14 protein-coding genes are annotated in these 12,614 nt (G+C 45.5%); 2 read left to right on the plus strand and 12 right to left on the minus strand.

Annotated features, from left to right (window positions below):
- The first annotated feature begins 88 nt into the window (after positions 1 to 88).
- Positions 89 to 892, plus strand: coding sequence for a MerR family transcriptional regulator (locus tag BMX58_RS02380; RefSeq protein WP_068622039.1), 804 nt, complete (start codon positions 89 to 91; stop codon positions 890 to 892).
- Between the two features lie 127 nt (positions 893 to 1,019).
- Here the strand turns inward: BMX58_RS02380 and BMX58_RS02385 are convergent, their stop codons facing one another.
- From BMX58_RS02385 to BMX58_RS02425, 9 genes are all read right to left on the minus strand, one after another.
- Positions 1,020 to 1,928 carry an alpha/beta hydrolase gene (locus tag BMX58_RS02385; protein WP_068622041.1) on the minus strand — a complete coding sequence of 303 codons (909 nt, stop codon included), beginning with the start codon at positions 1,926 to 1,928 and terminating at the stop codon, positions 1,020 to 1,022.
- A 169-nt stretch (positions 1,929 to 2,097) separates the two neighbouring features.
- Positions 2,098 to 2,670, minus strand: a complete 573-nt coding sequence (locus BMX58_RS02390) for a TetR/AcrR family transcriptional regulator (protein WP_068622219.1) — start codon at positions 2,668 to 2,670, stop codon at positions 2,098 to 2,100.
- 32 nt (positions 2,671 to 2,702) lie between these two features.
- A complete protein-coding gene (locus BMX58_RS02395; protein WP_068622042.1) occupies positions 2,703 to 3,650 on the minus strand; it encodes a nitronate monooxygenase in 948 nt (315 codons plus the stop codon).
- A 104-nt stretch (positions 3,651 to 3,754) separates the two neighbouring features.
- Positions 3,755 to 4,537, minus strand: coding sequence for an SDR family NAD(P)-dependent oxidoreductase (locus BMX58_RS02400; protein WP_162268601.1), 783 nt, complete (start codon positions 4,535 to 4,537; stop codon positions 3,755 to 3,757).
- Positions 4,524 to 4,826 (minus strand): hotdog family protein, encoded by a 303-nt coding sequence (locus tag BMX58_RS02405; RefSeq protein ID WP_068622047.1) that lies wholly within the window; start codon positions 4,824 to 4,826, stop codon positions 4,524 to 4,526. Before BMX58_RS02405 ends, BMX58_RS02400 begins: the two co-directional genes overlap by 14 nt.
- Positions 4,823 to 5,170 carry a hypothetical protein gene (locus BMX58_RS02410; protein WP_068622049.1) on the minus strand — a complete coding sequence of 116 codons (348 nt, stop codon included), beginning with the start codon at positions 5,168 to 5,170 and terminating at the stop codon, positions 4,823 to 4,825. The genes BMX58_RS02405 and BMX58_RS02410 overlap by 4 nt, the downstream gene beginning before the upstream one ends.
- Complete coding sequence (locus BMX58_RS02415; RefSeq protein ID WP_204243758.1) at positions 5,157 to 6,341, minus strand: thiolase family protein; 1,185 nt, start codon at positions 6,339 to 6,341, stop codon at positions 5,157 to 5,159. Before BMX58_RS02415 ends, BMX58_RS02410 begins: the two co-directional genes overlap by 14 nt.
- Complete coding sequence (locus BMX58_RS02420; RefSeq protein ID WP_068622051.1) at positions 6,331 to 7,728, minus strand: class I adenylate-forming enzyme family protein; 1,398 nt, start codon at positions 7,726 to 7,728, stop codon at positions 6,331 to 6,333. Before BMX58_RS02420 ends, BMX58_RS02415 begins: the two co-directional genes overlap by 11 nt.
- Positions 7,729 to 7,749: 21 nt before the next feature.
- Positions 7,750 to 8,268: a biotin transporter BioY gene (locus BMX58_RS02425; RefSeq protein WP_165605747.1), complete on the minus strand. Its 519-nt coding sequence runs from the start codon at positions 8,266 to 8,268 to the stop codon at positions 7,750 to 7,752.
- A 194-nt stretch (positions 8,269 to 8,462) separates the two neighbouring features.
- Between BMX58_RS02425 and BMX58_RS02430 the strand changes: the two genes are divergently transcribed.
- A complete protein-coding gene (locus BMX58_RS02430; protein ID WP_068622055.1) occupies positions 8,463 to 9,575 on the plus strand; it encodes an RNA-guided endonuclease InsQ/TnpB family protein in 1,113 nt (370 codons plus the stop codon).
- A gap of 491 nt (positions 9,576 to 10,066) precedes the next feature.
- Here the strand turns inward: BMX58_RS02430 and BMX58_RS02435 are convergent, their stop codons facing one another.
- The 3 genes from BMX58_RS02435 to BMX58_RS02445 are packed head-to-tail and all read right to left on the minus strand — an operon-like array spanning position 10,067 to position 12,558.
- Complete coding sequence (locus BMX58_RS02435; protein ID WP_068622057.1) at positions 10,067 to 10,393, minus strand: MazG-like protein; 327 nt, start codon at positions 10,391 to 10,393, stop codon at positions 10,067 to 10,069.
- A gap of 33 nt (positions 10,394 to 10,426) precedes the next feature.
- Positions 10,427 to 10,753, minus strand: a complete 327-nt coding sequence (locus tag BMX58_RS02440; protein ID WP_068622059.1) for a nucleotide pyrophosphohydrolase — start codon at positions 10,751 to 10,753, stop codon at positions 10,427 to 10,429.
- A gap of 47 nt (positions 10,754 to 10,800) precedes the next feature.
- Positions 10,801 to 12,558 carry a GmrSD restriction endonuclease domain-containing protein gene (locus BMX58_RS02445; protein ID WP_068622061.1) on the minus strand — a complete coding sequence of 586 codons (1,758 nt, stop codon included), beginning with the start codon at positions 12,556 to 12,558 and terminating at the stop codon, positions 10,801 to 10,803.
- Positions 12,559 to 12,614: the final 56 nt, after the last annotated feature.

The raw sequence follows: 12,614 nt of genomic DNA on the forward strand, positions 1-12,614 counted from the left end.
ATACGTATGTAAACCCATTCTAAACTGTAAACAAACTTTACAGTCAAGCATGTTTTTGCTAATATTTGAGAGAAAAGGGGTGGGATTAATGGATAAAGAGCAAGACAACCTGATCAGCATTAGTGAATTTGCAGAGCTTTCAAGTATTACGAGACCAAATCTTATTTTTTACGACAGAGAGGGTATTCTGAAGCCCGTTGTGAGAAACAGCAACAGATACAGATTGTATGATTATAAGCAATTGGATCAGGCATATGTCATAACCTTCATGCGATCCATGGGTGTATCCATTAAGGAGATCAAAAGCTATTTTCAAAATAGATCTGCAGAATCCGCCTATGAGTTGCTTGGTTCCCATGTCACTTTGATCGAAAAACAAATCTATAATCTGGAAAATCTGAAGCACAGCATGGAAATCTATCTTCACAATATTCAGCAGTTCAAGCATGTCGTTACCCCCAAATTTGAGATTGTTCATAAAGCAAAAGAGCATATTAACCTTAGCCCGGTGATCCTTTCGGAAGAAATTGATACAGTCCTCGATTTTTTAAGGGCCTGTAAAAAAAATGATATAGATTACCATGGCCATACTGGCAGAATCTTCACCAAAAATTCTATGATTCACAAGAAATGGGATAAAGCTGATCGTATTTTCTTCAAATCCTACTCTGGAAAAAATGAAATCAAAAGAGGTACGTATTTGGAATATCTAGATTACACTGACGGTTCAGATATTGGACAGCTTTATCAAAATGTGTACGATTACATTCAAGAGAACCGGCTTGAAATCAGTGGGAATACTTATGAAGATTATCCGATCAGCGGAATTTCAATCCGGAACTCCGGGAATCATTTAATCAGAATATCAGTAGCAATCAAGGAAACAGATTGATTGCATATTCCGCAGACCGTGGCTGCAACCCTTCCGCAAAAATAGAGTTTCCGCACAAATTGAAAGGTGTGCGGAAACTCTATTTTTTATCTCGTCTTTTTTCACTTTTCCGTCAGGAACTATTTTCCTACAAGTATCGCTTAAAGAATCCATCTAATTTTTCACTGGCAGGATCTACGTATTGGGGAATATCGTACAAGTCTACGTGTGTCGCGCCCTCAATTTTGAACAGTTCCTTGTTATCAGATGCCGCCTTAGCGAAGATATCTTCTGAATAACCAATAGTATCGGCCTTGCTGCCGGCAACAATCAAAATTGGTTGCGTTAGGAAGCGCTCTGCAAATTGGAATGTCGAAAATGCCAATAATTTGTCGATAGAAGCCATAGATACTTTATTTTCTGAATTCGGGTGTTGCGCTCTCGCTGTTCTGTAGTAGTTATTTGCTTCTTTTAATGTTACAGGCATGTCGTCTGTCACTTTCCCTGGAACAAATTCTCCGTAAATTGGATCGGCACCATTTGCTTCCCGGGTCCGTTGATTTGATGCTTCTTCCAACAATTGAATTTGGGCCTCAACCGGAACGCTTCCGTCAATTCCATCACGAATCCATGCTGCTGGATCAGAGATGCTGACACCGGCTGCCGCTTTGATTCGCCGATCCGTCATCGCAGCGTTGAATACATAGCCACCACCCGAACAAATCCCCAATGCGCCGACTCGGTCAACATCAATATATGGAAGTGTCGTTAAGTAATCAACGGCACATTTTATATCCTCAACACGATCGGTTGGATTTTCGAGATAACGGGGTTCGCCACCGCTTTCGCCTTGGTGGGAAGTGTCGAAAGCCAGTGCAATCAGGCCTGCTTTCGCGAGTTTTTCTCCGTACACAGACGGAGATTGTTCCTTAACTGCACCTGCTGGTGATGAAATGACGATCGCCGGATGTTTTTCTTCTTTATTCAAATCATTTGGTAAAAATAACAGTCCCGCCATTTGGTGTTGATTGTTTTTAAAAAATACTTTTTCTGCCATGGTTAAATTCCCTCTATCTTCTTAAATTTTTTTGTCGAATGATTTGTCGAATGAATTGTAAGATATCTTTTACATTTTCATCACCTCCTTTAATGCCTTGCTTCTTTTTTTAGTAGGCCTCTTTTGTTAAACGTTCGTTCGTTCATTTTCGATTTTTAAAATTAGGATGCTATCTTTTGATAGCATCCCAACTCATTTCAACAAGTGCGGAAATATTTTCTTCAGTAAATTCAAAATCCCCTCTGAAATATTTCTTTGCTAATTCGGAAATTGGTGTTTCGATGTGGACAAACAGCAGATCCTTATTTACAGTTTTTATGATATTTTCTTCTTGGCCCCTTTTGGCTAACTTATATACAGGCTCAAACAAAATATCTACCTGATTCGCTTCTACTTCTCCCATGTAAGGTGAATTGCCGAACTGCTGCAGAAATAAAAATTCGTCTCTATTTTCCATAATAAAGTTTATATAGTTGCGACTGATTATTTCAAAACCTTTTTTTACATCTATGTCATCCTCAATGCCGGAAAACATCTTATCGCTCATTTTGTTTTTGGTTTCTAAATATAATTTATGCAACATATCATTTTTATTTTCAAAATACACATAGATCGTTGACGCTGAAACGCCTGCGCGTTTGGCAATTTTAGACATTGATGTAGAAGAAAAACCAATTTCGTTCAAAAGTAACATTGTGGCATGATAAATAGCTTCTTTTTTGTTTTCATCTTTATATCTCATGCCCCTTATAATAAACGAGCATTCGTTAATAGTCAACAACAATTTTCATTTGGGATCTTTAGTTTTGCCAGTACATCCTCAGCTTCAGCGAACAGCTCTTCGATGATTTGTTTGGCTGGGCGGATGTTTGTGATCATCCCGGCGATTTCGCCGGCCATGCAGGAGCCCGTTTCGGTATCCCCGTCGTAGACTGCTCGGGCCAATGAACCGACTGTCAGTTTCTCCAACTCTTCATGGGGAGCGTTCGCTGCTTCCAAGGCGGCATATTGCTCCAGCATCGGATTGCGGAGTGAACGCACCGGCTCTTTGGCTTTGCGGCCGGTCACTATCGTAGCCGTGTCGTTTGCGTCAAGCAAAAATTGTTTGTAGCTGTCCGAAATAGGGCATTCTGCCGCGGAAAGGAATAAGGTCCCGGCTTGTATGCCTTGCGCACCCAATGCAAACATCGCGACAACCGAGCGGCCGTCCCCGATTCCGCCTGCTCCCAGAACGGGAATAGTGACAGCATCGACAACCTGGGGCAACAGGGATAATGAGGCGGTCTGGCCGATGTGTCCGCCGGCTTCCTGCCCTTCGGCAATGACTGCATCCGCCCCGGCTTCCTCCATCTTTATGGCATGTTTGACCGAGGCGATGACGGGGATCACCTTGATGCCCGCTGCTTTGAAAAGCGGCATATATCTCTTTGGCGACCCGGCCCCCGTCGTCACAACCGCGACCCCCTCCTCGATGATGACTTGCACAAGCTCATCGCAGTTCGGCATCTGCAGCATCAGATTGACTCCGAACGGTTTGTTTGTGAATGCGCGCGTCAAGCGTATTTCTTCGCGGAGCTGTTCAGCGGACATGCCGCACGAAGCGATGATTCCCAAGCCCCCAGCTTCCGAAACGGGGCCCACAAGTTTATGGGTGGAGATATTTGCCATTGCCCCCTGCAGAATGGGATATTTGATGCCTAATAGTTGCGCCACTGTTGTCATTGTTCATTACTCCTCCGTTGTTTGCATCATTTCCTGATCTATCGCTGCCACTGCAAAGAAAACCGGAAAGTGCTCCCTCCCGGTTCCCATCATTCATCCTTGCTTCAAATAACATATTCGAACCTTTCCGGCCGGTGATAGTTCCAAACCTGCTCGCCATTGATCCCGAACACAGTTCCCGTGGGCGTCTTTGGTGAATCGATCAATTCGATTATCCGCGTCGCAACCTGATCGCTCGAACCGATCCGCCAATAATCAGGGAAAGGTTCCCCTTTCCTGGCGCAATCTTCCTCAACACGCTTGATTGCCGGAATCGTCATGTCGGTCTTCGCGGCCGGTGAAATGGCATTGACTTGGATGTCAAAGCGTTTGACTTCCTCCGCCAAAGCATAGGTGAATCCAATCACAGCAGCTTTGCTGGCGCTGTAGTTCGTTTGCCCGAAGACGCCGAACATGCCAGCGGTCGAAGTCATGGAATAGATATAACTCGGTTCCGGCTGCTTCATCATCTGCTGCACCACTGGCTGGGTAACGTTGAACAAGCTGTTGATATTGGTATCCGTGACTTGGTCCCAATTTTCCTCGCTCATTTTGTAAAATTGCCCGTCAGCGCAAATGCCCGCATTGTTGATCAGAATATCGATCCTGCCGAATTTCTCAACAATGTCCTGGACCAGCTGTCGGCAGTCCTTGCGATCACGGACATCGCAGCGCTTCGCCCAAAGCCGATCTTTGTATTGGAGCAAATCCGCCTCTGCTTGTCCGACACTTTCCATCGTCTTCGAAGTGATGATTACCTGGTCCCCCGCGCTCAGAAAAGCTTTTGCCAAGGCAAAGCCGATCCCTCTCGTCCCGCCTGTTATCAATACGATTCTATTTGCCAACACAAACACCCCTCCCGATGCATTCCTTCTCCCGCCAAACCTCAAATTCGCCATCACGAAGAAATTTCACTCGGGCACGTTCGCCCACAAACAAAGGCTTCAGGAACTTGTACTCATATTTTGTAATGGCTTGATAATCCCAATGGGCTGATAAAATCGCCTCGACTTTGGCCATTATCAAAATGCCGAACACCAAGCCTGTGTCATGGATTGGATTAGCATCCCTTGAAATTGTTTTGTAAGCCTGCAATTCCGCTCGAGAGAAAAGCAAGCTGTTCGCTTCTGATGTCATATGTGATCCTCCACCAGCAAAGTGGTCGCGCATGTCGCAACCACTTCGCTTTCTTCCTTGATGACCAACGTATAGGTCCAACAAGCTTTCCCGGGTTTAAAAGGCGCTTTATCGGTAAGTCCTAACGAAATGGCATACGTCTGATCGAAACCAAGTTCGCGGAAACTGCTGAAGGCTTGCTTCATCAGTATCGGCATTTGATCGGCTAATTCCGGCAAGTCGAATTCCTGCCATAAGGTCGCCAAGTAGCTGAGGCTTATTTTGCTGCCCAAAGCTGGATCGACAAGCTGATTGTACGCGCGGATATCCGCTTCGGAAAATCTAAAAATTTTACTGTTCTCCATCAATAGGGTCTGCCTTTCTGATGAGCATAGCCGCGCCTTGGCCTCCGCCTACGCACATCGTGACGATGCCGAAGCGGTTCTTTTCATTCCTGTCCAATTCGGTCAGCAGCCTTGTGACCAGGATAGCCCCTGTCGCGCCGTACGGATGACCGAACGCAGTCGCACCGCCGGAAGGGTTGATTTTTTCGATCGGAAAGTTACCAAGCTTGATGCAAGCCAAAGCCTGCACCGCGAAAGCTTCGTTCAGCTCAATCACATCGATGTCTTCGAGCGTCAACTTTTGGCGTGCCAAAAGCTTTTCAACCGCTGGAACGGGACCCAACCCAAAGTCGTGGGGATCAACCCCTACCGCAACCGCATCAACCACTTGCGCGATCGGTGTTAAATCATAAAGCCGGCAGGCGCGTTCCGATGCCAGAATCGTAAAGCTTGCCCCATCATTGACAGGACAACAATTCCCGGCCGTTATCGTGCCGTTTGCCTTGAAAACCGGCTTCAAGCGATTCAGGCTTTCCATGCTGCTCCGGCTTCTCGGGCACTCATCCTCACTCAGCAAGAGCTCGTCATTGATCCGAAAAGGTGTGATCTCCGAATCAAAGACGCCAGCCTGTTTGGAGGCTTGATACTTCAGTTGGCTTTGAAGCGCGAATTCATCTTGCTGCTGGCGGGTGATGCCATACTTTTCAGCGAGTTCCTCGGCTGCCACGCCCATATCCGGATCGCCGTATTCGCTGGTGGACAACGGTTGACGCGTCAAGATGCGGGGCGCCTGCATGCCATACAGGGATTTCGGCCGCTCAATCTGCCACGGTGCGCGGCTGCTGCTTTCCACGCCGCCGCAAATCATGACTTCGCCGAAGCCGGACATTATTTTCATGTGTCCGACAGCGATGGCTTCAAGCCCGGATGCGCATTGGCGGTCAACCGTGACTGCCGGCGTCTCCACAGGCAGACCCGCTTGTAAGGCTACTCGTCTTGCGACATTGCCGCCCCCGCCGATCACATTTCCGACAACGACCTCATCGATGTGCCCGTTCAATTCCGGGTGCTTGTCCAGCATCGTTTTCATCAAGTATCCGCCCAGATTTTCCAGATCGACATCGCTGTACATCCCGCCGTACTTTCCGATGGGCAAACGTGCAGCCTCCACAATATATACCTTAGATGACACTTGGCTCGCGCTCCTTTGCTAAATCATGCAGTAATTGTTTCCTTGATATTTTGCCGTTGTTTTGTTTCGGTATTTCTTCGACAGCGAAAAGGTGATCGATTTTTGCGGGCCGGGACATCCGGGATGATAAATAAGCATTGATTTCGGTCAAGCTCATTTCTTGAATTTGATCGGCCCAAACAATGATGGCTCCGATTTTTTCATTGTAATGTGCATCCGGAATGCCAAGGACGACGATTTCGGCGACAGCCGCCAGCTTCAATAGCTGGCGCTCAAATTCCAGCGGATAGAATTTCTCGCCGCCGCGATTGATGCAATCATCTTTTCGGCCAAAGTATTCAAGCGTATCCCCTGCCACTTTGCCCAGATCACCGGTAGAAACGCATGCGACAGTGGCTACGCGATCCTCGCCTTTGCGGTGGTAACCTGCAAAATTCAGGGGGCTGCGGACCTGTATTTCACCAACGCCTTCAGCGTTGGGTTGATCAATGATGATCTCGACCCCAGGGAACAGTTGGCCGACACTATTGTCGGAAGGAATGCCCTGCACGGTTTCCATCGAGATGTAACTGGTTTCCGATGAGCCATAGAATTCATATAGCTGCACATTTGGGCAATAGCGGTACAGCTTCCTGCGGATGTCCACATTCAACTTAGCGCCTGATGAAATGATTGTGTAGTTTTCCGTCAATACCTCATTTTGAGACTCCAGCTTGGAAACGAGCGAGTGGATCATGGTCGGCACAAGGTAACAGGTCAACGACTCCTTTTGCTTGACCAAGGCGATCAGGCGTTTTGTGGAAAAATGCTGGTTCAGGATGAAGGTCTGCCCAAAATAGAGCGTCTGCATCAGCGTGTACAGACTCAACGAATAGTGCATCGAGCCAAAAACCGTGGTGCTTTGCTTGCAGGACTGGCGGATCAATTGGTTGGTCCCCTCAAAACTCTTGACCCAGGATTGATGGGTTCTGCGGTAACCCTTCGGCTGCCCCGTTGTTCCCGAGGTAAAGCCGATAAACGCCAAATCACTCGCTGACGCATATTCATCAGACTCATAAGGTTCTGCAGCTTTTTGGGAAATGGTACGGATATCCGTCAGCACTAACGGAGCCTCGAACTGAGCCAATATGTCCTGCAGCCCCTGATCAGAAAGTACGGCATTCACGGGCACAGCCACTTTGTCCGCCCGGATCAATGCCAGGAAATTAATCAGCTGATCAATGGCATTTGACATCGGTGCAAGGATTACTTTTTGAGGAATCCCTGCCAAAATCTTTGCCCGTTTCTGAACGCGCTGCTCCAATTCCTGGTAGGTCACCGATTCTTCCCCATCACTTATCGCTGTCTGCATAGCATTTTTTGCATGCCAATCATCTATACGCTTCATCGTCGCACCTGCCTAATTCATTTACGCTAATTTTAAGGAAATCAGACTGTAGCGCTTTTTGAGGCGCATGGTGATCCAAGCGGCTAAAATTGCTTTAACCGTATCCAGAGGAACAAAGGCCAGCGTCATCTTCAAACCGTTCAACCACGAGTTGCCCATGTAATACGCCATCGAAAAACTGCCGCAGAAATCAATCAGCAAAGTCCCTCCGACGATAAATATAAGCACGGCTTTAGCAAAAGTAAGGTTTTCCCAATTCTTTTCAAGCAAATAGCCGATCACAAGCGGTGCCAATACGTATCCAACCAAAAACCCGCCGCTTGCGCTGGCGAATATGGCAATACCGCCCCGTCCGCCTGATAAGACCGGTAACCCTACCGCTACCATCAGGAGAAAAACACTTACAGCCAGCGGACCGTATTTCTTGCCAAGCAGTCCGCCCGCGAGCATCATCATCATATTTTGCAGAACGATTGGAACCGGTAGTCCGGGCAGCGGAATCGTCAATACCCCCGACACGATCATCAAAGCCACCATCATTGTTACCCTAGTCAAAACTTTTGTCTTCATCGTTTTTCGGTAAGGAGACTCCCACTTCTGTAAGTGGGGGAGGAATTACTGTTCGCTCGCAGAGCGAAAAATCATCCCCTTACCTATCTCCCTTCTAAATCATATTTTTTCGCTTCTCACTAATAAAGTGATATAATTTTCCTAGTGAGAAGAGGTGAAACTCATTGGTTACTGTTACTGCCAAAATTCAAATCTATATTTCCAAAACGGATGAGGAAAGTCTCCGTATCACCACAAACGCCTATCGAAAATCCTGCAACTGGTTGAGCGAAAGAGTTTTCCAAACAGAGGAACTGAACCAACGCAACTTAAACACTCTCTATTACTCCGAGTTGAGGGACCGATTCGGTCTCAAGAGTCAGATGGCACAGTCTGTCATGAAGACGGTCATCGCCCGGTATAAATCCGCTAGGTCGAACGGACACGAGTGGCGTAAGGTGGTATTCAAGCGTCCCGAATACGACCTTGTTTGGAATCGTGACTACTCCCTCAACCAAAACCTTTTCTCCGTCAACACCTTAGACGGACGCCTCAAATTCAAGTTTGAGAAGAAGGCAATGGAACGCTACTTCGATGGCAGTTGGAAATTAGGCACTGCCAAGCTCGTCCACAAACTCGGCAAATGGTTCTTGCATATCCCAATGACAAAAGAACTGCCCGAATTGGACTTGGCGGGTGTCACTCATGTTGTGGGGGTTGACTTGGGCATCAATTTTCTTGCCACCACCTACGATAGTCAAGGGGAAACCTTCTTCTTCAACGGAAGAACTGTTAAGCATAAGCGGGGTCAATGCAAGGCACTGTGCAAGCAGCTGCAACAGAAGCAGACTTCGTCTTCCCGCAAACGGATAAAAACCACTGGTTCACGAGAAAACCGTTATGTGACTGACATGAATCATCAGATCACGAAGGCACTCGTCGAACGCAATCCTAAAGGGACATGCTTTGTTCTCGAAGACTTGACTGGCGTCCGGAACGCCACCGAAAAAGTCCGGACGAAACAGAAATATATTTCCGTTTCGTGGGCCTTTTACCAGTTTCGTCATATGCTGGAATACAAGGCTAGACTGAACGGACAGACCGTCATTGTGACAGACCCGAAACATACCTCCCAGACGTGTCCAAAATGTGGACATGTTGAGAGGGGAAACCGGAACAAGAAGACGCACACGTTCTGTTGCAAAAATTGCCGGTACACATCGAACGATGACCGTATTGGCGCCATGAACCTCCACCGCAAAGGCATCGAAGCCATCAGCGGTGCCACTCCAGCATGACTTGAGTGGCAAGGGCGAAGTCAACCGCCCTGCGAGCCGTGAGGCTCAGACATGCCCGCACATCAAGGTAGGAGCCCGTCAGGGCGCTCGCACTACTGGTGAGGCATAAGTGTAGACAGTGCCAACGAAGTTGGTGCTGGGGCTTTTCGCCTACACAAGCTCCCACTTCAAACGTGAAGACCCTTAGGGTTAGTTAAGTGGGGGTCGTTGACCACTAAACTCCTCCTGTATCTACCGTTTTTATTGTTACCCTATATTTTATTTTGGTTTACAAACAACATGGTAACCCATTTCTTCTTATTCCGCAACACTCTTTTTAACGACTCCTGCATTAATTGAAAAAAAGCACACAAAGAAAACAGCAGCCTGGTAACCATCGTCGTGGTTTCCAGGCTGCTGTTTTTTGTGCAGAAATGAGGGCTGTTTTGAACAACTTTCCGTTGTTCTTGAGTCCCTATTCAGATATTCATGCATGCAGCAAGTGCTTGCTGTTAGAGGCCAAATCTCTTCTCTGTCGTGCTCAAGAAATTATCCAGTGCTTCCTCGCTGTCGATGCCCATCCGGTCCGCCAACACCATCAACCACCACATGCTCTCGCCGATTTTGTGCTCCAAGCCGGATTCGTTAGACGCCCCAACCGGCCAACGTCCCTGCTGCGCCATGGTTAAGCGCCCGACCAAGCCCGCATCGGTCAAAAACGCCAATGCATCCTCTTCCACGGACCACTCGCTGCCATGGTGCTTCATTTCCAATGCGCGGTAATGTTCCCGGATTTTTTTTGATCTTTCAGCTGCTTGTTTGATTGTTAGTTCGTCCATAATAAATCTCCTTTTTTATAATTCAGGGTGTTATTACAGCTCCGTATACTTCTCTTTATTCCCTCGGCTTTTGTCCACCGGATACTTGATGGTATTCTTTTCCAGCTTCGCCGCGATGATCTCATCGATGTCCAGCTCTAGGTTGCTGGCCAGCATGTGCGAATAGATCAGCACATCGGCGAGTTCCTCCTTGATCCGTTCGATGTTTGTCTCTCTGACTTCCTCGGGCGATTTCCATTGGAAGAGTTCCAGCAGTTCTGCGGCCTCCAACGAAATCGAGATGGCAAGGTCCTTCTCGTTATGGAATTGACGCCAGTCGCGGTCATCGCGGAATTTATTGATTTTGTCCATTGTGTTCATGTGTGTCATCCCTTTCCGTTAGGACTTATTTCCTGATTGAAGTCATTCTACAAGCTATAATAATAGTCTTTAATTTTATCTGCCATTAATTTTCGACGGATTGTCAAAAATTCTTGATAATTACTGACATCCATGTCAAACAATTCAAGCGGAACAGCATTTTCTTTGAAATTTTTGATTACAACATTATCATCCCTAGTTAGTCCAAGTACAGATAGATACTCTTTCGGAGCCTTATCACTAATTTTGATATTAATCTCTTTTTGAACCATTGCGTAGTTTGCTATCTGATTGTATTCCCTCTTGTCGTTTATGCCGTGCTTCCTGAGATAATTTTTTGGAAAAATATGGTGAATATCACCGTGCATATCCAGCATCGATTGAACAGTTGTAGGTTGCGATAAAAAGCCTATGTTCTTATTTTTTATCTGAGTAAATAAGTAAATATAATGAATTGGGCCAATTTGATTTGTTTCTAAACGTTGAAGTAAGGTATGATTCCAAAAAGCATCAGATAGTTGAGCCGCTTCACTATCAGCTAAATGTTTTTTAGGATCCGTCTCATCAAACTTTCTAATATCCAAATCAATTTGAGATTCACTAGAACCTGAAAAACGTTGTGTTAGGAGAGAAAGCATCACAAAACGACGAACAATGTAATCTCTCTCTTGAACGTCAATTTTCTTATCTTTCAGCAACAAATAAAGAGCATACCCAAAGTTCAATGCGTTAATTGATCGTATGTAATTAAAATTATAAATCCCCATCGATTGAAGAATCATCGTATAGTTTTCAAAATTATTCTTATTGCAGAATTCAACTAACCCATCTTCAAATCTTTTAAAAGATTCCTCGGCTATTTCCTCTCGATTTTCTTTGGCATCAAAATCTCTCCCTGACAACAGTTGGACTAATTGGCTAATTTTGCCCCTTTTAAATTTATAAGCGAAAATTACCTTGATCATATCTGCATACTTAGGAATGTATGAATATAGCTTTTGGTTCCCCACCCAACTAATTTTGTCAAAGAGATGGCTGTTTACAAAATCATGATCGTTATTTTTAATATTCAAAAAATCATTTGGACTCGCTAAAGCATGACAGAAATAATCAATAGCCTTACGGATATCTACTCCCTGATAATCAGTGTTAGATGCGATCTTTGACATTACAAAATCAGACTGGGATAGACTAACCCCTTTGGAATTTATCCTTGTAAATATTTCAGTTACTGTTTCAATTTCAAGTTCACTGCTCAATTCAATAACACCGACATGAATATTCTTTATACCAATTAGTTTAGCTAAAACTTTATCAACGTACTCCCCATCTGTATTTTCATTCTTACTAAGATAATCATTGATGAATCGCCACTGATTAAAGGTATCGGCAAATAACACACTAATATCTGGGATCCACTTACTACTTTTATCAAGTGCAGGGGTCCAGACTTCAAAACGTTCTTCAATTGGATTAAAGGAGATTTTGATACGCTTTTTTAGAAACTTCTTGTTCAACACTTCCTGCCCTACCATTGCAGCAGTCAATGCCGTGATTCTTTGTTGACCGTCGATGATAATGCTTTTCCCAGACGAAATGCTCCCATCTTTTAAGCGTGTATCAGAATTTCTCCAAGTAATAATGAACCCTATCGGATAACCGTGATACATCGAGTCCATCAAGTCTCTTACTTTTACAGCATCCCAAACAAATGGTCGTTGAATTTCTGGAATAGCAATATTTCCATCACGGATTGCTGTTAACAGTGAAGAAACAGCCATATTTTTTGTTTCAAATGTACTCATAAGTGAAATAACCTGCCTTTCAATGCGTCGTTATCTTGTGAACAAATGATTAATCA

This window comes from Trichococcus ilyis (genome assembly GCF_900109135.1).
GTDB classification, from domain to species: domain Bacteria; phylum Bacillota; class Bacilli; order Lactobacillales; family Aerococcaceae; genus Trichococcus; species Trichococcus ilyis.